22 protein-coding genes are annotated in these 20,991 nt (G+C 67.2%); 5 read left to right on the top strand and 17 right to left on the bottom strand.

The genetic code is table 11. From position 1 onward, the window contains the following. Positions 1-46: 46 nt before the first annotated feature. The 3 genes from mreC to mrdA are packed head-to-tail and all read left to right on the top strand — an operon-like array spanning position 47 to position 3,370. Complete coding sequence (gene mreC, locus J2Y49_RS03990) at positions 47-916, top strand: rod shape-determining protein MreC (protein WP_310112583.1); 870 nt, start codon at positions 47-49, stop codon at positions 914-916. A gap of 37 nt (positions 917-953) precedes the next feature. After that, positions 954-1,466, top strand: coding sequence for a rod shape-determining protein MreD (mreD, locus tag J2Y49_RS03985; protein WP_194912667.1), 513 nt, complete (start codon positions 954-956; stop codon positions 1,464-1,466). Between the two features lie 17 nt (positions 1,467-1,483). Beyond that, the gene (gene mrdA, locus J2Y49_RS03980; RefSeq protein WP_310112580.1) at positions 1,484-3,370 is read left to right on the top strand and encodes a penicillin-binding protein 2; all 1,887 of its coding nucleotides are present in this window, start codon (positions 1,484-1,486) and stop codon (positions 3,368-3,370) included. 16 nt (positions 3,371-3,386) lie between these two features. Here mrdA and J2Y49_RS03975 read toward each other — a convergent pair whose 3' ends face one another. After that, positions 3,387-4,322: an EamA family transporter gene (locus tag J2Y49_RS03975; protein ID WP_310112579.1), complete on the bottom strand. Its 936-nt coding sequence runs from the start codon at positions 4,320-4,322 to the stop codon at positions 3,387-3,389. Positions 4,323-4,452: 130 nt separating this feature from the next. On the opposite strand from J2Y49_RS03975, the gene J2Y49_RS03970 reads away from it, so the two are divergent. Then, entirely contained in the window at positions 4,453-5,202 is a 750-nt protein-coding gene (locus tag J2Y49_RS03970; protein WP_310112577.1) for a helix-turn-helix transcriptional regulator, read from the top strand. A gap of 56 nt (positions 5,203-5,258) precedes the next feature. On the opposite strand, the gene ilvC is transcribed toward J2Y49_RS03970, so the two are convergent. From ilvC to miaA, 5 genes are all read right to left on the bottom strand, one after another. Next, positions 5,259-6,278, bottom strand: a complete 1,020-nt coding sequence (ilvC, locus tag J2Y49_RS03965; RefSeq protein ID WP_014248441.1) for a ketol-acid reductoisomerase — start codon at positions 6,276-6,278, stop codon at positions 5,259-5,261. A gap of 183 nt (positions 6,279-6,461) precedes the next feature. Continuing rightward, entirely contained in the window at positions 6,462-6,968 is a 507-nt protein-coding gene (ilvN, locus tag J2Y49_RS03960) for an acetolactate synthase small subunit (protein WP_310112573.1), read from the bottom strand. Positions 6,969-7,004: 36 nt separating this feature from the next. Further along, positions 7,005-8,768 carry an acetolactate synthase 3 large subunit gene (locus J2Y49_RS03955; protein ID WP_310112571.1) on the bottom strand — a complete coding sequence of 588 codons (1,764 nt, stop codon included), beginning with the start codon at positions 8,766-8,768 and terminating at the stop codon, positions 7,005-7,007. A gap of 326 nt (positions 8,769-9,094) precedes the next feature. Beyond that, positions 9,095-10,306, bottom strand: a complete 1,212-nt coding sequence (locus tag J2Y49_RS03950; RefSeq protein WP_310112569.1) for a PLP-dependent aminotransferase family protein — start codon at positions 10,304-10,306, stop codon at positions 9,095-9,097. 17 nt (positions 10,307-10,323) lie between these two features. Continuing rightward, positions 10,324-11,319 (bottom strand): tRNA (adenosine(37)-N6)-dimethylallyltransferase MiaA, encoded by a 996-nt coding sequence (miaA, locus tag J2Y49_RS03945; protein WP_310112568.1) that lies wholly within the window; start codon positions 11,317-11,319, stop codon positions 10,324-10,326. Between the two features lie 291 nt (positions 11,320-11,610). On the opposite strand from miaA, the gene serB reads away from it, so the two are divergent. Then, entirely contained in the window at positions 11,611-12,516 is a 906-nt protein-coding gene (gene serB, locus J2Y49_RS03940) for a phosphoserine phosphatase SerB (protein WP_310112566.1), read from the top strand. Between the two features lie 18 nt (positions 12,517-12,534). Here serB and J2Y49_RS03935 read toward each other — a convergent pair whose 3' ends face one another. The 11 genes from J2Y49_RS03935 to J2Y49_RS03885 all read right to left on the bottom strand — a co-directional run bounded on the left by J2Y49_RS03935 (position 12,535) and on the right by J2Y49_RS03885 (position 20,946). After that, complete coding sequence (locus tag J2Y49_RS03935; protein ID WP_111066794.1) at positions 12,535-12,945, bottom strand: bacteriohemerythrin; 411 nt, start codon at positions 12,943-12,945, stop codon at positions 12,535-12,537. Between the two features lie 183 nt (positions 12,946-13,128). Then, positions 13,129-13,914 (bottom strand): enoyl-ACP reductase FabI, encoded by a 786-nt coding sequence (gene fabI / locus J2Y49_RS03930; RefSeq protein ID WP_310112563.1) that lies wholly within the window; start codon positions 13,912-13,914, stop codon positions 13,129-13,131. 320 nt (positions 13,915-14,234) lie between these two features. Beyond that, on the bottom strand, positions 14,235-14,675 hold the full coding sequence (locus J2Y49_RS03925; RefSeq protein WP_149222134.1) for a DUF2892 domain-containing protein: 441 nt from the start codon (positions 14,673-14,675) through the stop codon (positions 14,235-14,237). A 61-nt stretch (positions 14,676-14,736) separates the two neighbouring features. Beyond that, positions 14,737-15,639 (bottom strand): PRC-barrel domain-containing protein, encoded by a 903-nt coding sequence (locus tag J2Y49_RS03920; protein ID WP_310112562.1) that lies wholly within the window; start codon positions 15,637-15,639, stop codon positions 14,737-14,739. 108 nt (positions 15,640-15,747) lie between these two features. Continuing rightward, positions 15,748-16,392, bottom strand: a complete 645-nt coding sequence (gene ureG / locus J2Y49_RS03915) for an urease accessory protein UreG (RefSeq protein ID WP_014248453.1) — start codon at positions 16,390-16,392, stop codon at positions 15,748-15,750. Beyond that, entirely contained in the window at positions 16,389-17,132 is a 744-nt protein-coding gene (locus J2Y49_RS03910; RefSeq protein WP_409017779.1) for an urease accessory protein UreF, read from the bottom strand. Before J2Y49_RS03910 ends, ureG begins: the two co-directional genes overlap by 4 nt. Continuing rightward, the gene (locus J2Y49_RS03905; protein WP_310112558.1) at positions 17,089-17,571 is read right to left on the bottom strand and encodes an urease accessory protein UreE; all 483 of its coding nucleotides are present in this window, start codon (positions 17,569-17,571) and stop codon (positions 17,089-17,091) included. The genes J2Y49_RS03910 and J2Y49_RS03905 overlap by 44 nt, the downstream gene beginning before the upstream one ends. Continuing rightward, positions 17,571-18,413 (bottom strand): glutamate racemase, encoded by an 843-nt coding sequence (murI, locus tag J2Y49_RS03900; RefSeq protein ID WP_310112557.1) that lies wholly within the window; start codon positions 18,411-18,413, stop codon positions 17,571-17,573. The genes J2Y49_RS03905 and murI overlap by 1 nt, the downstream gene beginning before the upstream one ends. Before the next feature lie 178 nt (positions 18,414-18,591). After that, a complete protein-coding gene (gene ureC, locus J2Y49_RS03895) occupies positions 18,592-20,301 on the bottom strand; it encodes an urease subunit alpha (RefSeq protein ID WP_310112555.1) in 1,710 nt (569 codons plus the stop codon). Between the two features lie 24 nt (positions 20,302-20,325). Next, a complete protein-coding gene (locus J2Y49_RS03890; RefSeq protein ID WP_310112553.1) occupies positions 20,326-20,631 on the bottom strand; it encodes an urease subunit beta in 306 nt (101 codons plus the stop codon). Between the two features lie 12 nt (positions 20,632-20,643). Then, positions 20,644-20,946, bottom strand: coding sequence for an urease subunit gamma (locus J2Y49_RS03885; RefSeq protein ID WP_014248459.1), 303 nt, complete (start codon positions 20,944-20,946; stop codon positions 20,644-20,646). Positions 20,947-20,991 lie beyond the last annotated feature (45 nt).

Genomic DNA, 20,991 nt, shown 5'->3' with positions numbered 1-20,991 from the left:
GCGGTGAGGGCCGGAGACGGACCGCGTATCTGGACGGGAATTTCCTGTGAAGTCACGCTCATCCGGCTCCGTCATCCGCCTTGCCGCGCCCCTGCGGGCCCTCGCGCAGCGTTTCTCCTTCCTCCTGCTTGTCCTGGCCTCCATCGCCTTGATGATGGTCGGCAAGATCGAGTCCGTGTCGGTGGACAGCGCCCGCGCCCGCGTGACCGACGCCTTCGCCCCGATCCTCGACGCCATCTCCCGCCCCGCCGCGACCGCGGCGCGCGTGGTCGAGTCGGTGGTCGAGCTTGAGAACGCCTTCGACGAGAACCAGCGCCTGAAGGCCGAGAACGCCCGGCTTCTGCAGTGGAAACAGGCGGCATTGCGGCTGGAGGCCGAGAACAGCAGCCTGCGCAGCCTGCTGCGCGTCCGTCCGGAGCCCTCCGTCAATTATATCGCCGCCCGCGTCATCGCGACCCCCGGCAGCTCCTTCGTCCGCACGCTGGTGGTGACCGCCGGCAAGCGCGACGGGGTGCGCAAGGGACAGGCTGCGCTGGCCGGCGCCGGTCTGGTCGGCCGGGTGATCGAAGTCGGCGAATGGTCGTCCCGCATCCTGCTGCTGACCGACATCAACGCCCGTGTCCCGGTGGTCCTGGCCAACACGCGCCAGCGCGCCATCCTGGCCGGGGACAATTCCGACCAGGCCAAGCTTCTTTATCTGCCGCCGGAGTCGCCGATCCAGGTGGGCGAGCAGGTGGTGACCTCGGGCGACGGCGGCCTGTTCCCGTCCGGCCTGCCGGTCGGCGTGGTGACCGCGGTCAGCGAGCGCGGCGTGCGCGTGCTGCCCAGCGCCGACCTGTCGCGGGTCGAACATTTGCGCCTGGTGGATTTCGGGTTGCCCGGCACCGACCTGGACCCGTCGCCGGAGTGGAAGTGAGCCGGTCCGACTGCGCCCCGGCGGGAAGGCCGCCGGTATGACGGCAACTTTCTGGCAACGGGTCGATAAGGCCGGGCGCAATCTGGCGCCCTTCGCCGTTACCGTCATGATGGTTCTGGTCGGCATGATTCCGGTGCCGGTGCCGGGCTACGCCCCGGTGGCGCCGAACCTGACGCTGGTTTCCGTCTACTATTGGACGATCCACAGGCCTGACCTGATGCGTCCGGGGGTGGCCTTTCTGATCGGGCTGCTGCAGGATTTCCTGATCGGCGGGCCGCTGGGCGTCAATGCCCTGCTGCTGATCGTGGCGCAGTGGGCGGTACTGAACCAGCGCCGGGTGTTCCTGGCCAGCACTTTCGCGTTGCTGTGGTTCGGCTTCACCCTGGTGATGGCCGGTGCCGTGGTGCTGCAATGGCTGGCCTTCACGGCACTGGATGCGGCGGCGCTTTCAATCCTGCCGGCGCTGTTTCAGGGCTTGCTGACGGTGGCGGTGTTTCCTGCGGTGGGCTGGCTGCTGATCCGCGTCCACCGCGCGTTCTTGAACGGGTAAAGGGTCCCGGCGGTTTCATGAGTTCGATCGATCGCGATACCGACCGTTCCCGCCTGCTGGCGCGCCGCGCCCTGGTGCTGGGCGGCATCAAGCTGGCCGGCCTGTCCGCGCTGGTCGGTCGGCTCTATTACCTGCAGGTGGTCGAATCCGCGCGCTACACCATGCTGGCGGAGGAGAACCGCATCAGCCTGCGGCTGATCGCACCGTCGCGCGGCAACATCGTCGACCGGTTCGGCGTGCCGCTGGCGGTAAACGAACAGAACTACCGGGTCGTCGTGGTGTCGGAGCGCACCCACAACATCCAGGAGACGCTCGACAAGATCTCCCGCATCGTGCCGCTGACCGACGGCGACCGCCGCCGTGTGATGCGCGAACTGCACCGCAAGCGCCGCTTCGTCCCCGTCACCGTGCGTGAGAACCTGACCTGGGAACAGGTGGCGACGCTGGAGACCAACACCCCCGATCTGCCCGGCGTGGCGATCGAGGTGGGCGAGCTGCGCCACTATCCGCAGGCGGAGGCGACCGCCCATATCCTGGGCTATGTCGGCGCGGTGTCGGAAGCGGAGCTGAGCGGCAACAGCGATCCGGTGCTGTCGCTCCCTGGCTTCCGCATCGGCAAGGCCGGCATCGAGAAGTATCACGAGAAGGTTCTGCGCGGCACCGCCGGCACCAGCCAGTTGGAGGTCAACGCGGTCGGCCGCGTCATCCGCGAGCTGTCGCGCGACGAGGGGCAGTCGGGTCGCGAGATTCAGCTGACCATCGACATGGCGCTGCAGCGCTTCGTGCAGGAACGCCTGTCGCAGGAGGTCAGCGCGTCGGCGGTGGTGATGGACGTTCACACCGGCGGCATCTATGCGCTGTGTTCCCACCCCAGCTACGACCCCAACCAGTTCACCATGGGCATCAGCGCCGAGCTGTGGGAGGAGCTGCTGTCCAACCAGGCGACGCCGCTGAACAACAAGGCGGTGGTCGGCCAGTATCCGCCGGGCTCCACCTTCAAGATGATGGCGGCGCTGGCGGCTCTCGAGTCGGGAATCGTCAGCAGCCGGCACACCGTCTTTTGTCCCGGCCACATGGAACTGGGCGACCATCGCTTCCACTGCTGGAAACGCGGCGGCCACGGCACGGTCGATTTCGTCGGGGCGCTGCGCCATTCCTGCGACGTGTTCTTCTACGACGTGTCGCGCCGCATCGGCATCGACCGCATTTCCGAGATGTCGAACCGCTTCGGCCTGGGCGCCCGCACCGGTATCGACCTGCCGCATGAGCGCGCCGGGCTGATGCCGTCCATCGCCTGGAAGAAGGCGACCCTGGGCAAGGGCTGGGACATGGGCGAGACGCTGGTCGCCTCCATCGGCCAGGGCTATGTGCTGACGACGCCGCTGCAACTGGCGGTGATGACCTGCCGGCTGGCCAACGGCGGCTATGCGGTCAAGCCGCATTTGACCAAGCAGATCAAGACCGTGAGCGGCGAACAGACCGCCTGGCCCAGCATCGGCGTGAAGAAGGAGAATCTCGACATCGTCCTGCGTGGCATGAACGAGGTGACCAACGCGCCCAACGGCACCGCCTTCAAGTCGCGCATCACCGAAGTCGGGTACGAAATGGCCGGCAAGACCGGCTCCGCCCAGGTCCGCCGCATCACCATGGCGGAGCGCACCACCGGCGTGAAGAAGAACGAGGACCTGCCCTGGCGCGAACGCGACCACGCGCTGTTCGTCGCTTTCGCACCCGTCCAGGCGCCGCGCTATGCCTGCGCCGTCTTCGTCGAGCATGGCGGCGGCGGCTCCACCGCGGCGGCGCCGATTGCCCGCGACATCCTGCTGGAAACCCAGAAGCGCGACCCCGGCCGCGCCGCGGTGGCCGAAACGCCGCCGACCAGTTTCAAGGATCCGCGGGGCTGATACCTCCCCGCAGCGGTCAGCCGCGCCGGCCCGCGGGAACGGTCATGGCCGCGACCCCCAGCACGACGGCCGCACAGCCGGCAAGAATGTCCGGTTCCAGTGTCTCGCCCAGCAGAAGCGCGCCGATCCCGACACCGATCGGCACCCTCAGATAGGCCTGCGCGGTGGTCGGAACCGACCCGATGGTCTGGACCAGACGAAAATAAAGGACGAAAGCCAGCGCGGTCGAGAAGATCGACAGGCCAGCGAGTGCCAGCAGCGAGTCCCATGATGGCGCGAGGGTCCAAGGCCGGTCGACCGCCAGACTGACCGGCAGCAGAAGCACCGCTCCGCTCAGCAGCGATCCGGCAGCCGGCATGATCGGGTCCAGCCCCTTGAAGACTCGGCCGAAGATGGCGGCTCCGGCATAGCAGAGCGTGGCGAGGACGATCGCCCCCTGCGCCAGAAGATCGCGGCCGATGCCATCCACTGCCCCCACCCCGACGACGAGAACCGTTCCGCCCAGACCGGCAAGCACACCGAACGCCTTCCAAATGGTCAGAGGCTCGTGCCGCGTGAGCAGAAGGGTAAGGAGAAACGCGAAGATCGGCGTGGTCGCATTGAGAATGACTGCGGTCCCGGCTTCCACCGTCTGTTCGGCCCAGGCGATCAAAGTGAAGGGGATGACGCTGTTCAAGCAGGCTTGGATCAGGAATCGGCGCCACACCGCTGGATCGCGCGGCAGGGAAACCCCACGCCAGCGGATGACCGTCAGCAGGATCGCGCCGGCAATCAGCGTCCGGGCGGCAATCAAGGTCAGGGGCGGGATGGTCTCGACGCCGATGCGGATGAAACTGTAGGACGCTCCCCACAAGGTGGCGAGGCACAGAAGCAATGCGAGTTCGACACGAAGATCTGGCCGGGAAGAGGATCTGTCCGGAGCGGAATTGCCCTGGTCGGAAGGATTGGTCATCATTGCTCCGTCAGTCTGAATGGCGGCCCACCATGCCGGCTCCAGCGAACGATCGCCCCCTCGAACGCTTCGGCGGCGGGCGAAGCATCTCCAGCAGCCCGAAGCAGCCACGCGGCGTACAATTCGGACCATGAGCAACCCGCCCTGCCCCGCCGCGTCCGCCAATGACATTGCCACCATCGCCGCCCTGATCGGCGATCCGGCACGGACGAACATCCTTTCAGCACTCATGGGCGGACAGGCGCTGACCGCCGGGGAATTGTCCTGGCATGCCGGCGTTGGAGCACCGACAACCAGTGGCCATCTCGCAAAGTTGAGCGAGGCGGGACTGCTGGTGATGGAACGGCAGGGGCGGCACCGCTATTACCGGCTGGCCTCCGCCGACATCGCCCATACGATGGAGAGCCTGATGGCGCTGGCGGCCACCGGTCCGCGCCGCCACCGGCCGCCAAGCCCGAAGGACGAGGCGCTGCGAACCGCCCGCACCTGTTACGACCATCTGGCCGGACGGCTCGGCACCGCGCTGGCCGGATCGCTGGACGCGCGAGGTCATGTGATCGTCGGCGACGGCGGCGCCCTGGTAACTGAAGCGGGCCGTGATTTTCTGGCCGGCTTGGGTGCCGGCCTGGGTGCCGCCCTTGCCGACGGGAATGGCGACGGAGCGGGCGGGGGCCGCCCGCTGTGCCGCGTCTGCCTGGATTGGAGCGAGCGCCGCCACCATCTGGCTGGACGGCTGGGCGCGGCGCTGCTGACCTGTTCGCTGGAACGCGGCTGGATCGCCCGCATCCCCGACAGCCGCGCAGTGACGATCACCGACGCCGGCAAGCAGGCCTTCTCTACAGTCTTCGACATCACAGCGGAGCACCTGGCTCCCAAATGAAAAGCGCGCCCCCGGAGGGACGCGCTTTCCAACAAACCGACTTGGCTTGCGCCCGATCAGTTCTTCGACTTGTCGACCAGACGGCGCTCGGCGATCCACGGCATCATGGCGCGCAGCTTCTCGCCGACCTTCTCGATCTCGTGCTCGGCATTGCGGCGGCGGATCGCCTTGAAGGACGGCTGGCCGGCCTTGCACTCCAGCATCCAGTCGCGGACGAAGCGGCCTTCCTGGATGTCGGTCAGAACGCGCTTCATCTCGGCCTTGGTCTCGGGCGTGATGATGCGCGGGCCGGTGCGGTAGTCACCGTATTCGGCCGTGTTGGAGATCGAGTAGCGCATGTTGGCCATGCCGCCCTCGTACATCAGGTCGACGATCAGCTTCACTTCGTGCAGGCACTCGAAATAGGCCATCTCGGGGGCATAGCCCGCCTCGACCAGCGTCTCGTAGCCGGCGCGGATCAGCTCGGTCAAGCCGCCGCAGAGCACGGCCTGCTCACCGAACAGGTCGGTCTCGCACTCTTCCTTGAAGGTGGTCTCGATGATGCCGGCGCGGCCGCCGCCATTGGCCGAGGCGTAGGACAGGGCGATGTCCAGCGCATTGCCCGAGGCGTTCTGGTGCACGGCGACCAGCGACGGCACGCCGCCGCCACGCTGGTATTCGCTGCGCACGGTGTGGCCGGGGCCCTTCGGCGCGATCATGAACACGTCGAGGTCGGCGCGCGGCTCGATCAGGTTGAAGTGGACGTTCAGGCCGTGCGCGAAGGCCAGAGCGGCGCCCTGCTTCATGTTCGGGGCCAGATCGTCACGGTACAGGTCGGCCTGCAGCTCGTCCGGGGTCAGAACCATCACGACGTCGGCCCAGGCGGCGGCTTCGGCCGGGGTCATCACGGTGAAGCCGGCGGTCTCGGCCTTCTTGATGGTGGCCGAACCCGGGCGGAGCGCGATCCGCACGTCCTTCACGCCGCTGTCACGCAGGTTATGGGCGTGGGCGTGGCCCTGGCTGCCGTAGCCGACGATGACGACCTTCTTGCCCTTGATCAGGTTGACGTCGGCATCACGATCGTAATAGACGCGCATGGAGATGGTTCCTTGAATTCACAACGAACGAAGACAGAGTGCGTTTCCTGCGGCGGATTACTCCATTGAGCAAAGCCGCGCGTCAAGGGAAACAATCGCTCGACCGAGCGGCAAAATGCAAAGCTTCCTTGCGTTTTTGCCGCTCCGATCTTTCGCAGAATGTATTTCTGCGGGTTACGGCGCCTAGAACGCCGACGGTCCCTTCGACATGGCGACCACGCCGGTGCGGCTGGCTTCCACGAGGCCGAGCTGGCCCATCAGGCCGACGAAATCGTCGACCTGCTCGGTGGTGCCGGTCAGCTCGAAGACGAAGCTGCTCAGCGTCGCGTCGACCACCTTAGCCTGGAAGATGTCGGCGAGGCGAAGCGCCTCGATCCGGCGGTCGCCGGTGCCGGCCACCTTGACCAGCGCCAGTTCGCGTTCCACCGACGGCCCTTCGTCGGTCAGGTCATGGACGCGGTGGACCGGAACCAGCCGGCCGAGCTGCGCCTTGATCTGCTCGATGATCATCCGGGTGCCGGAGGTGACCAGCGTGATCCGCGACAGGTGGTCGGCGTTGTTGACCTCCGCCACCGTCAGGCTTTCGATGTTGTAGCCGCGGCCCGAGAACAGCCCGATGACGCGGGCGAGAACGCCCGGCTCGTTGTCCACCAGCACGGCGATGGTGTGCTTTTCGATCGCGTTTTCCATGAGACCCATTCCCCCCGTTCGTTCGTCGTCAGCCGATCAGACCAGCACCATGCCGTCTTCCGGCGTGGCGTCGGACGGGCTGTCGTCCGGACCGAACAGGATTTCGTTGTGGGCCTTGCCGCCCGGGATCATGGGGAAGCAGTTTTCCTTCGGATCGACGGCGATGTCGATGATGCAGGGGCGGTCGGTGACCGCCAGCATCTTCTCGATCACCTGATCGACCTCGGCCACCGTGGTGGCGCGCAGGCCGACGCAGCCCCAGGATTCCGCCAGCTTCACGAAGTCCGGCAGGGCTTCCGAATAGCTCTGGGAATAGCGCGAGCCATGCAGCAGTTCCTGCCACTGGCGCACCATGCCCATATACTGGTTGTTCAGGATGAAGATCTTGACCGGCGCACGGTACTGCACGGCGGTGCCGATCTCTTGCATGTTCATCAGGAAGCTGGCCTCGCCCGACACGTCCACCACGATGGCGTCGGGGTGGGCGAGCTGTGCGCCGATGGCGGCCGGCAGGCCGTAGCCCATGGTGCCGAGCCCGCCCGAGGTCAGCCAGCGGTTCGGCTGGTCGAAGGGCAGGAACTGGGCGGCCCACATCTGGTGCTGGCCGACTTCCGTCGTGATGTAGTGGTCCTTGCCGCGCAGGGCCTCGCGCAGGCGTTCCAGCGCGTATTGCGGCTTGATGACCGATTCGGTGCGGTTGTAGTTCAGGCAGTTGCGGGCGCGCCAGCCCTCGATCTTGCCCCACCACTCCTTCAGCGCCGGCTTGTCGGCGCTCTTAGCGCGCGCCTTCCAGATGCGCAGCATGTCTTCCAGCACGGCGCCGCAATCGCCGACGATCGGGATGTCGACCGCGACGTTCTTGTTGATCGAGCTGGGATCGATGTCGACGTGGATCTTCTTGGAGCCCGGCGAGAAGGCCGACAGCTTGCCGGTCACGCGGTCGTCGAAGCGGGCGCCGATGTTGATCATGACGTCGCATTCATACATGGCGAGATTCGCCTCGTAAGTGCCGTGCATGCCCAGCATGCCCAGCCACTGATTGTCCGACGCCGGGAAGGCGCCGAGACCCATCAGGGTCGAGGTGATCGGGAAACCGGTGGTCTTGACGAACTGGGTCAGCAGCTTGGCCGCGAAGGGACCGGCATTGATCACGCCGCCGCCGGTGTAGAAGACCGGCCGCTTGGCGTTGGCGATCAGTTCGATCGCCTCTTCGATGCGGGCCATCTCCGGCTTCACCTGAGGCCGGTAGGTCTTGTGCTTGACCTCCGCCGGCGGGACATAGGTGCCGTCGGCGAACTGCACGTCCTTCGGAATGTCGACCAGCACCGGGCCGGGACGGCCACTGCGCGCGACATAGAAGGCCTCGTGCAGGGTGCGGGCCAGGTTGTCGACGTCCTTCACCAGGTAATTGTGCTTGGTGCAGGGACGGGTGATGCCGGTGGTGTCGGCTTCCTGGAAGGCGTCGTTGCCGATCAGGTGGGTCGGCACCTGCCCCGACAGGCAGACGAGCGGAATGCTGTCGCACAGGGCGTCCAGCAGGCCGGTCACCGCGTTGGTGGCGCCGGGGCCGGAGGTCACCAGCACGCAGCCGACCTTGCCGGTCGAGCGCGCATAGCCCTCCGCCGCGTGAACCGCGGCCTGTTCATGGCGTACGAGGACATGTTTCAGGTCGTTCTGCTGGAACAGCGCGTCGTAGATGGGAAGTACGGCGCCGCCGGGATAGCCGAAGATGATGTCAACGCCCTGATCCTTCAGGGCCTTGATGACGATCTGGGCGCCGGTCAGCTTCTGTTCGGACATCGCTCACGACCTTCTCATGTGGGCGCCTCCTCTAGGGCACCCGGTTCCTTGGGAACACCAACCCCGCCGGATGGGCATAGCCGTTCAGAACAACGACTTAGCCCCGATGGCGTGTGCTGGGACCGGCAAATTAGTCAAATCATCCGTCACAGGTCAACCCAATTCGCGAATGTTTGCAAAGTTTTTTTGCCGCAGTTTTTCCAATTGTTGCGCGCCCATAGGAGGTGGCGGTCCTGCCCGGTCCCAGCTTGCCCAAAACGGAAACGGCGGCCGCACCGAAGCGCGGCCGCCGTTCCGAAGGAGCGACGACTGGGAAGGACGAACCGTCAGGCGGCCGTCTTCAGCAGCGCGCACAGCCGGCGGATGCCCTCGCGGATCTGGGCCGGCTTGGTGACCGAGAAGGCCAGCCGCAGCGTGTTCTTGCCCGACCGGTCGGCATGGAAGGCCGATCCGGGGACGAAGGCGACATTGGCCTCCTTGATGGCGCGGGCCAGCAGTTCCGTGCCGTCGACGCCCTCCGGCGCCTCGATCCAGACGAACAGGCCGCCTTCCGGCTTGGTCCAGGTGACGCCCGGCGGGGCGTATTCGTCCAGCGCCGCCAGCATGGCGTCGCGGCGCTCCTTGTACTGGGTGCGCAGCAGCTTGATATGGCTGTCGAAGATCTGCGAGACGACGTCGTGCATGACGATCTGGTTGATCGTGCTGGCGTGCAGGTCGGCCGCCTGCTTCATCAGCACCAGCCGGTTCACCACCTCCGGCGCCGCATTGACCCAGCCGACGCGCATCGCCGGCACCATCGTCTTGGAGAAGGTGCCGCCGAAGATGACGTTGGTCAGCTTGCCGCCGTTGCGCTCGCAATCCAGCGCCGCCATCAGCGGCAGATGTTCGCCGTCATAGCGCAGCTCGCAATAGGCGGTGTCCTCGATCACCGGCACGCCGGCCGCATCGCAAGCGTCCAGGATGGCGTGGCGGCGGGCCAGCGTCACCGTGGTGCCGTTGGGGTTCTGGAAATCGGGGACGAGATAGAAGAACTTCGGCTTCTGCGCCAGCGCCTCGTTCAGCGCGGTCATCTCCGGCCCTTCCTCGTCCATCGGAATGGAGAGGTAGGTCGGCTCATAAGGCGAGAAGGCCTGCAGCGCGCCGAGATAGGTCGGGCGGGTGACCACGATCTTGTCGCCCGGGCCGATCAGCAGCTTGCCGACGAACTCCAGCACCTGCTGCGAACCGTTGGTGATCAGCACGCCGTCCAGGCCGATGTTGACGCCCTTGCCGCCCATGTAATCGCAGATCCATTCCCGCAGCGGCGTGTAGCCCTCGGTGATGGAATACTGCAGCGCGGCCCCCGCCCCGGCATTGGACTGGAAGATCTTCTCGTAGGACCGGGCAATGGCGGAGCTGGGGAACAGGTCCGGGTCCGGAATGCCACCGGCGAAGGAGATGATCTCCGGACGATCGATCAGCTTCAGCAGTTCCCGGATTTCGGACGCCGTCATGCCGCCCACGCGGCCCGCGAACACATGACCCCAATCAACCGACACGTCGCTTCTCCTTCGGATCAGTAATTTAGTATCGTTCTCAGGCGGCCGAGCATTGCATTTCGTTCCGCCTCTGAACAGGGTGAATCGATGGTATGGCAGCTATGCTGTCCTGTATGACTTACCAGCATTTCGGCCGCTTTGCCAACAATCTGATGCCGGAACCAAGTCACCTGCCGTTTGGCATAGCGGCGGGTGGATTGCTGGGCCAGCGCGACCGCCTCGGCCAACGGGATTTCGCCATGCAGGTGGCGGCGCAGTTCCGGCACGCCCAGCGCCTTCAGCACCGGCAGGTCGGGAGCGAGGTTCTGCTCGCATGCCAGGGCGTCCAGCCGCCGCACCTCCTCCAGCGCACCCTGTCCCATCATCAAGTCGAAGCGCTTGTCGCACTGGGCGTAGAGGTCGGCCCGCGGCGGATCGAGCACGATGACGGTGAAGCGCAAATCCTCCGGCGCACCTTGGGCGGTTTGGCTCTGCCAATGGGACAGCGGATGGCCGGTGGCCTCCAGCACCTCCCAGGCGCGGGTCAGGCGGGTGGTGTCGCCAGCGTTCAGCTTGGCCGACGCCGGATCGCGGACGACCAGTTCGGACCGGAAGGCCTCGCCTCCGATGGCGGCCAGCCGGGCATGGGCGGCGGCGCGCAATTCGTCGGGGATGGAGGGGACCTCGCTCAAGCCCTGCATCAGCGCACGTAGATAAAGACCGGTGCCGCCGACCACCACGGGCAGCAGCCCCTCGGCCTTGGCCGCGTCGATCTCCGCCAGCGCCATCTCGCGCCAGCGCGCCGCCGACCCGCGTTCGGCCGCCGGGAGGACGCCATAGAGACGGTGGGGCGCCCGCGCCAGATCCTCGGCCGGCGGGCGGGCGGTCAGCACATCCAGGTCGGCGTAGAGCTGCATGCTGTCGGCATTGATGACGGTGCCGCCGAACGCCTCGGCGACGGCGAGCGCCAGCCCCGACTTGCCCGACGCGGTCGGCCCGCCGATGACGATGACGTCGGTAAGGTGGGGCGTCATTCGAATCCGACCTCAGATCCCCCTCTCCCCCCCTGGGAGAGGGTCGGGGTGAGGGGGTGACGCGGCAGGACATTCGCAAGGCTCCCGCCGCGCGTCCCCCTCACCCTAACCCTTTCCCCGGGGGGGAGAGGGGATATGATCCGTCGAGCCTGTTCCATCGCCCTTCCATGGCGTTCCGGCGCTCTCTTTGCAACACCCAACCGCATGCCGACGCCGAAGCTTCGTTGGACCCGGCTCCCCGCCTGTGGTAGGCAGCGCGCAAAGGCCCTCTTTTCCTCGGGATACCCGCCGATGAACGCCGTCGCCACGCTGATCGCCCCCCGCACCGCCACGCTCGACGAGTCCGTCGTCCAGACCGCCAAGGCGGCGCTGGTCGGGCTGGGCGCCGATGCCGGGGCTCCGGATTGGCTGGCCCCCGGCACCGCCTGCGACCTGCCTTTCGGCAACCTCGCACCGGAACAGGCGGAGGCGGCGATCCGCCACGCCCTATTGGGGAATGGGAACGGCGCCACGCTGGACATCATCGCCCAGCCGGCGGCGATCCGGCGCAAGCGGCTGCTGGTCGCCGATATGGAATCGACGATCATCGAGCAGGAGATGCTGGACGAACTCGGCGACTATGTCGGTCTGAAGGACCACATCGCCGCCATCACCGCCCGCGCCATGAACGGGGAGATCGACTTCAAGGACGCGGTGCGCGAACGCGTCGCCCTGTTGAAGGGTTTGAAGGAGACGGTGATCGACGAGGTGTGGCAGCGCGCCACCCTGATGCCGGGGGCATCGCAGCTGGTCGGCACCATGCGCGCCAACGGCGCCCTCTGCGTCCTGGTGTCGGGCGGCTTCCGCTGCTTCACCGGCCGTGTGCGCAGCTGGATCGGCTTCGACGACGACCGCGGCAACGATCTGGAAGTGGTCGACGGCGTGATGACCGGCACGGTGATCGAACCGATCCTGGACAAGGACAGCAAGCTGCAGGCGCTGATGGCCTATGCCGGCGAGCACCGCGTGCCGATGGCGGAGACCATGGCCGTCGGCGACGGCGCCAACGACCTTCCGATGCTGCTGGCCGCCGGGCTTGGCGTCGCCTTCCATGCCAAGGCCGTCGTCGCCGCCGAAGCCCGTGCCCGTGTCGACCACGGCGACCTGACCGCCCTGCTCTACGCCCAGGGCTATCGCGCCACCGAGTTCGTGGGGTAGGCGCCTGCCCCTATCCGATCACGCCCAGACGCCGCGCACATAGGGCGTGAGCTGCGTGTCCATCAGGATGATGTGGCGGACCAGCCAGTCGGCGGTGAATTTGTAGAGCTTCTCGGCGTTCTCGTGGGTGGGCTCGATGGAGAAGCGGTTCGACAGCTCGCTGACCATCTTGACCGCGGCGCGGTGCATGGCGACGTGCTCCTCGAATTGCGGATAGCGCACGATCTGCATGATGCGCTCCTCGCGGGCGAAATGCTCCTTGGTGTATTCCAGCAGCTTGACCAGAATCTTGGCAACGCGAACCGGCTGGAACCGCGGGGCGGCCAGCGCTGCGTCGAGTTCGTTCAGATACTCGATCAGATGCTTGTGATCGTCGTCGATGGCCGGCTGGCCGACGCTCAACTGCCGTCGCCATGTGATGGCGCCCATGACCTTGCCGCCTCCCCCCTTACCGGCACCCCGTTCGGGCGGATTATGGCTGGTGCTACCACCGCACCCAAACAGTCGGGACGTCACACGGCAATTTGACGCACCTTGGAGAGGCGTTCCAATCGAAACGGGGCGGATGCGTCGCCGCACCCGCCCCGTTCTTCAACCGGAAATCCGCCGGCTTCAGCCGATGATGGAATAGCCGCAGTCGACGTAGGTGGTGTCGCCGGTGATGCCCTTGGCGCCGTCGGTGGCGAGGAAGGCGGTGGTGTAGCCGACCTCCTCGATGGTCACCAGCCGGCCCTCGGGAGCCCGCTCGGCAGCCTTGTTCATCAGCTCGTCGAAATGGGCGATGCCGGAAGCGGCGCGGGTCTTGATCGGGCCGGGGGAGATGGCATGGACGCGGATGCCCTTGGGGCCGAGTTCCGACGCCAGATAGCGCACGCTGGCCTCCAGCGCGGCCTTGACCGGTCCCATGACGCCGTAATTGTCGATAACGCGGTTGGCGCCGAAATAGGACATGGTGAACAGCGACCCGCCGTCCTTCATCAGCGGCTCCGCATACCTGGCCATACGGATGAAGGAGTGGCAGGAGACGTCCATCGCCTGCTGGAAGCCCTCGCGCGAGCAGTCGACGACGCGGCCGTGCAGATCCTCCTTCGGTGCGAAGGCGATGCTGTGCAGCGCGAAGTCCAGCTTGCCCCACTTCTCGCCGATCTTGTCGAACATGGCCTTCAGCTCGCCTTCGCCGGTGACGTCCACCGGTTCGAAGATCTCGGCCTCAAGCTGCTGGGCCAGCGGCTCGACGAAGCGCTTGGCCTTGTCGTTCAGATAGCTGACCGCCAGGTCGGCACCCAGCGCGCGGAAGGCGCGGGCGCAGCCCCAGGCGATCGACTGGTCGTTGGCGATGCCAAGGACGAGCCCCTTCTTGCCTTCGAGCGTGGCGGCGGCGGGAATGATCGTGGTCATGGCGGACGGTCCTGCGGTCGGTGTGACGGGAGGAGCGGCCGCAACCCTGGCGGCCTTTTCGCCGGGCAAGGGCACGCGGCGTTCCTTGTGCGGTGCACCATAAACCAATCGCGACAGGTCCGCAACGTGCAATGGGCGCAATTCACGAACCCAATCCAATCATTGCGCAGCATTGATGCCGGCATATCCAGTAAAAGCCGAAGTCCTAACGGCAATGCCTTTCATTGATCCACATCAAGACGGCCCTCCGGCACCAGGCCGGAAGACCGTTTCTTGATGACATTTCTGTTATCCCGCCACACCGCTTGGTCGATCACCCCTTACCGCGCAACACCGGGCGTGAAGGAGGGCGGATCGCTGGCTGGGAAGGATTCCTGAGACGCCTCGTCGACGATCTCCTCCTCGCAGGCTTCCTGATAGATGTCGCCGGGATGGCGGGAATAGGGATCGATCCCGCGTTCCACATCCTGCGACGGAATGGCCGCGCGGTCGCGTTGCGCCCAATCGGCCAGCATCGACTTGCCGGGACAGAATCCGGTCAGGCCGCGCGCCACCAGGACGCCGCCGGCCAACGCCATCGCGGCGCCGGTCCAGTTCGGCCGGCGCAGGCCCAGCACCGCCAGCGCCACGCCGCCGGCCAGCGAGGCCAGCCGTTCGCTGTGGCCGACATTGATGGTATAGCCGCCGCCGGGACCATGGATGCGGTCGTTGAAGCCGCGCAGGCTGCGCTGGGCCGTATCGGTGATGGAAGAGAGTTCCATGTCGGTCCTCCTGGATGCGGGACCCGAAGCCGGGTGCTCCCGCGATCGGATCGTTATCGTGTCACTGTTGGGAAACCGGCGGCTGGGGGGTGTCGTTCCCCGACGGTGCCTGCGGAGATGCCTGAGGAGTTGCCTGGGAGGCGCCACCCTGCCCGCTTCCGCCGGCCGTCGCGGCGCTGGAGCCGGATGCCCGCGCCTGCTGCAGTTCCTGGTTCAGCCGCGACACCTCCTGGGACAGGCGCTGGACCTCCTGGCGCAGGGGCGCCGCCGCGGCGTCGCTGCCGCCGCCCGTCGAGCCGGCGATGGCGGCCAGCGTCGCCGACTGCTGCATCCAGTAGGGAGCGACGCCGTAATAAGTGTGCACCGCCATCGCCCACTGGCGGTCGTTCATGTTCGGGCGGTTGCTGTCGTCGAAGCGCGGGGCGTTGGTCAGCTTGTCCTTCGGCACGTTCAGGACATAGCCGTTGCCGGACGGCGCGAACAACGCCCACGGCACGGGAAAGTCGCTGTCGCCGATGCCGAGGAAGCCGCCCAGCTCGACCACCGCATAGGCGATGCGGCCGGTCGCCGGATCGATCACCAACTCGGAGATTTTGCCCAGATCCTTGCCGTCCGGACTGCGCAGCTTGGCGTCCTCAAGGTCGTCGGCGGCAATCGCGCGGGGGTGGGCGATGGAATCCTGCAGCGCCGTGGCCTCCCCCAGGATGGCTTGGCAGGCAGGCGCATTGCCCTTCTGCGCCGCGCCTTGGGCGGCCTGCTGCAGGGCACGCAGCTGCGCGATCTCCTGCTGGGTCACCGGGGCCGGATTGTTGGGTGCCGCGGCCTCGAGGGCCGCCGCCTGCTGTCCCAGCCGGTCGAGCCCGGCCGCGCAGTCGTCGGCGGCCAGCGCGGGCGCGGCGATGGGTCCCAGCGCGGCGAGCAGCAGCGCGGTGCCCAGGGCCGTTGCAGGGGTCGGGCGCGTCATCAGGACATCCTCCGGCTTGAATCGTCTCACGCTGCATGAACAGCATGGTCAAGCCGGAGGTTCCCGCAAGCCGGTCTTCCTGCGGTTGTGTCTTCGGGTGTAAGACTCTCAACCCGGCAGGGGCAGGCCGCCGCGCTGGACGATGAAGGACTGGATGGCGTCCACGCCCTCGCCGGCCTTGACGTTGGCGAAGACGAAGGGACGGTCGCCGCGCATCTTGCGGGCGTCGCGGTCCATCACCTCCAGGCTGGCGCCGACCATCGGGGCGAGGTCGGTCTTGTTGATCACCAGCAGGTCCGACCGGGTGATGCCCGGGCCGCCCTTGCGCGGGATCTTGTCGCCGGCCGACACGTCGATGACGTAGATGGTGATGTCCGCCAGTTCCGGCGAGAAGGTGGCCGCGAGGTTGTCGCCGCCCGATTCGATGAAGATCAGGTCCAGGTTGGGGAACTTCGCGTTCATCTGGTCGACGGCGGCGAGGTTGATCGAGGCATCCTCGCGGATCGCGGTGTGCGGGCAACCGCCGGTCTCCACCCCCATGATCCGTTCCGGCTTCAGCGCGCCGGAGCGGGTGAGGAATTCCGCATCCTCCTTGGTGTAGATGTCATTGGTGATCGCCGCGACCTCCCAATCGTCGCGCATGCGCTTGCACAGCGCGTCGGTCAGCGCGGTCTTGCCGGAGCCGACGGGACCGCCGATGCCGACGCGAAGCGGACCGGCGTGGCTCTTTTCGATAGCGGGGAGAGCGCTCATGAGCGGAACAGCCTCGTATATTGGGTTTCGTGGATCATCGAGGTCCAGTCGACGGCCATCGCCCGGCCGCCGAGATCGTCGAGCGGGGCCGCCAATGCCGCCTCCGCCGCCTTGTGGGTGATGGGGTCGAGGGCGGCCAGCGCCCGCTGCCCGTCGGTCTGGCCGAGCGGGACCAGCCGGACGCCGGCCGAAACGAGGTTGGCGGCGAAGGCATGCAGATAGGCGGTCAGCGCCGGCCCCTCCGCCACGCCGATCAGGGCCGACACCAGCGCGACCGACACGGCATAGGCCGGCGGCCGGCCGGTGGCGGCGATAACGGCATCCCAGCGCGGCAACTCGTCGAGCGGCCATGCGGCGCGGATCGCCAACAGGAAGGCCTGCCCCTGCGCCCGCGATTCGAGCGCGGTCTCGGAGGAGGCGCGCAGGATGTCGGCCCGCTCCACTGCCCAGGCGAAGGCAGCGTCGTCACCGGCCAGCACCGCGCGATGCACGGCAGCGAACAGCATTCCGTCGGTTCGCCCGGCGCCATGGCGCAGGATGCCGTCGAGCCAGACGATCATCGTCGCCCGGTCCCGCACCAGCCCCTGCTCCACCGCCGCCTCGATACCATGGCTGTAGGAGAAGCCGCCGACCGGAAAGCTGGGCGACAGCCACGCCAGCAGGCGCGTCAGGGCGTGGGTGGAGACGCCGTCCACCTCAGTGCGAATGCCCATGCCCGCCGCCATGCGAATGCCCGCCATAGGCGCCGCCTTCCGGCATGAAGGGCGCCGTCACGTCGCGCACCTCGGCCCCCAGCCCACGCAGCATGTCCTCGATCACATGATCGCGACGCAGCCGGATGGTGTCGCCGACGATCTGCACCGGCAGATGACGGTTGCCGAGATGCCAGGCCACCCGCGCGAAGGCCTCCACCGGGCCGGGCACGCGGACCTCCATCAGGTCTTCCGGCGCGGCGACCACGCGCAGGAAGCTGCCGTCAATCAACTCCAACCCGTCGCCGTCGTCGAGCGCCACCGCGCGCGGCAGGTCGAGCAGGAAGGCGCCGCCGGCATCGTCGGTCATCGCCATGCGGCGGCGGAAGCGGTCGTCGAAGGCGAGCGTCACGGTGCCGGCCGCCTGCTCGGCAGGCCAATGGCCGCGGGCATGGACACGGGTGGCGCGGCGGGTGGGGTCGGTCATCAGCTAAGCCGTTCGAAGGGGGTCGGGTGGCCGAAGAAGCGGCCGGCCAGTTCGCTGACCAGCGCCGCGTCCCCGGTGGTGAAGAAGCGCAGGCCCTTCTCGGCGGGATCGGGCCGGTATTCGGGGTGGCGGTCGAGATACTGCTCCAGCGAGCGGGCGGTCAGGGTGGGCTGGCACAGCACCTCCACCCCCGGCGGCAGGGCGCGGGCGAACAGGTGGCGGACCAGCGGGTAATGGGTGCAGCCCAGCACCACCGTGTCCAGCGGCTGGCTGCCCATCTTGTCCAGCAGCACGCGGACATAGCCGGCGACCGCCGGTTCGATCTCTGCATCCGACGCGCCGCGCTCGATCAGCGGGACGAGGTCCGGGCAGGCCTGCTGCACGACGCGGACGGAAGGCGCGCGCTTGCCGATCTCCCGCGGAAAGGAGCCGGAGTTGACTGTGGCCGCGGTGGCGAAGATGCCGACTGTGCGCGGTTCGGCCAGATGGTCCGGCGGCACGGTGTCGATCATCCAGGGCACCCGCGTGATCGCCTCCACCATCGGCACCAGCACGCCCAGCACGTTGCGGCCGGGATGGGCCGATGGTAGCCATTCCTGCTGCAGCCGGCGCAACGCGACGGCCGCGGCGGTGTTGCAGGCGATGACGACCAGCCGGCAGCCCTGGGCGAACAGCCGGTCCATCCCGGCGATGGTCAGCCGGTAGATGTCGTCCTCGCTGCGCGGGCCGTAGGGAGCGGCGGCATGGTCGCCGAGATAGACGAAGGGCCGGTCGGGCGCCGCATCCACCAGGGCGCGCAGCACCGTCAATCCGCCATGTCCTGAGTCGAATACACCGATCAACTGTGTAAGCCTTCGCAACCATTACCCTCTCCCGCCCCGGGAGAGGGAGGGACCCGCTGAAGGCGGGAGGGTGAGGGGTGATCCAGACATGGATTCCTGACCCTTGCCTAGCCCCTCACCCTTCCCATGCTCCGCATGGGCCCCTTCCCTCTCCCGGGGCGGGAGAGGGAGCCTACCATCAGAACAGGAAATACCGCTGCGCCATCGGCAGGACGTCCGCCGGTTCGCAGGTCAGCAGCTGCCCGTCCGCCCGCACCTCGTAGGTTTCCGGGTCCACCTCGATGTGCGGGGTCGCGTCGTTGTGGATCATGTGCTTCTTGCCGACGGTGCGGGTGCCCTGGACGGCGATCAGCTCGCGCTGCAGGCCAAGCTGCCGGCCGACCTCCAGCTCCATCGCCTTGGCGCTGACGAAGGTCACGCTGCTGGCCTGCATCGCCCGGCCAAAGGCGCCGAACATCGGACGGTAATGCACCGGCTGCGGCGTCGGGATCGAGGCGTTGGGATCGCCCATCAGCGCGGCGGCTATGGTGCCGCACTTGATGACCATGTCCGGCTTCACCCCGAAGAAGGCCGGCGACCACACCACCAGATCGGCCAGCTTGCCGACCTCTACCGAGCCGACGACATGGCCGATGCCATGCGACAGCGCCGGGTTGATGGTGTATTTGGCGATGTAGCGCTTGACCCGGAAATTGTCGTTGTCGCCGGCCTCCTGCGGCAGGCGGCCGCGCTGCAGCTTCATCTTGTGGGCGGTCTGCCAGGTGCGGATGATCACCTCGCCCAGCCGGCCCATCGCCTGGCTGTCCGACGAGATCATGGAGAAGACGCCCAGATCGTGCAGGATGTCCTCCGCCGCGATGGTCTCGCGCCGGATGCGGCTTTCGGCGAAGGCGACGTCTTCCGGAATGCGGGCGCTGAGGTGATGGCACACCATCAGCATGTCCAGATGCTCGTCCACCGTGTTGATGGTGAAGGGCCGCGTCGGGTTGGTCGAGCTGGGCAGCACATTGCCGAGGCTGGCCACCCGGATGATGTCCGGCGCATGCCCGCCGCCCGCCCCTTCGGTGTGGAAGGTGTGGATGGTGCGGCCCTTGAACGCCGCGATGGTGTCCTCGACAAAGCCCGATTCGTTCAGCGTGTCGGTGTGGATCGCCACCTGGACGTCGAGCTGGTCGGCGACGGTCAGACAGGTGTCGATGGCGTCGGGCGTGGTGCCCCAATCCTCGTGCAGCTTCAGGCCGCAGGCGCCGGCGGCGATCTGCTCCAGCAGCGCGTCGGGGCGGCTGGTGTTGCCCTTGCCGAAGAAGCCCAGGTTGATCGGCAACCCTTCGGCGGCCTGGAGCATCCGCTCCATATGCCACGGTCCCGGCGTGCAGGTGGTGGCCGCGGTGCCGGCGGCCGGGCCGGTGCCGCCGCCCAGCATGGTGGTGACGCCGCTGTTCAGCGCCTCGTCCACCTGCTGCGGGCAGATGAAGTGGATGTGGGCGTCGATGCCGCCGGCGGTGACGATCTTGCCCTCGCCCGCGATCACCTCGGTGCCTGGACCGATGATGATGTCGACGCCGGGCTGGACGTCGGGGTTGCCGGCCTTGCCGATGGCGGCGATGCGCCCGCCGGTGATGCCGATGTCGGCCTTGACGATGCCCCAGTGGTCGATGATCAGCGCATTGGTGATGACGGTGTCGACCGCCCCCTGGTGGCGCGAGCGCTGGCTTTGGCCCATGCCGTCGCGGATCACCTTGCCGCCGCCGAACTTCACCTCTTCGCCATAGACGGTGTGGTCGCGTTCGACCTCCACGATCAGGTCGGTGTCGGCCAGCCGGACGCGGTCGCCGGTGGTCGGGCCGTAGAGGGCCGCATATTCGGCCCGGTCGATGCGGTGCGCCATGTTCTCGCCCTTCCTGTCGGCCCGTCAGAGGGCGCCGTTGACCTTGCGGTTGAAGCCGATCACCACCCGGTCGCCGCCATAGGCGACCAGCGTCACCCGGCGGGTCTGGCCGGGCTCGAAGCGCACCGCCGTCCCGGCCGGAATGTCGAGCCGGAAGCCGCGCGCCTTCTCGCGGTCGAAGGTCAGCGCACTGTTGGTCTCGTAGAAATGGAAGTGCGAGCCGACCTGGATCGGCCGGTCGCCGGCATTGGCGACGTCAAGCTCGGCGGTGGCTCGGCCATCGTTCAGCACGATCTCGCCGGCCGCCGGGAAAATTTCACCGGGTTTCATCGGGCATTCCCCTCAACGGATCGGCTGGTGGACGGTGACGAGCTTGGTGCCGTCGGGGAAGGTGGCCTCGACCTGGATGTCGTGGATCATCTCGGGGATGCCCTCCATCACCTGATCGCGGGTCAGCACGGTGGCGCCGTCGCGCATCAGCTCGGCCACCGTGCGCCCGTCGCGCGCACCCTCCACCACGTAATCGGTGATGAGGGCGACCGCCTCCGGATGGTTCAGCTTGACGCCGCGCTCCAGCCGCCGCCGCGCCACCATCGCCGCCATCGCGACGAGCAGCTTGTCCTTCTCGCGCCCTGTCAGGTTCATCGGGGGATTGCCCTTTCGCCGCCCTGTTCGTCACCGGATCATTGC

It is taken from the genome of Azospirillum sp. BE72 (assembly GCF_031455875.1).
Taxonomy (GTDB): Bacteria; Pseudomonadota; Alphaproteobacteria; order Azospirillales; family Azospirillaceae; genus Azospirillum.
Note: the sequence above shows the minus strand (reverse complement) of the source record. Positions and strands in the feature narration are given on the sequence as shown.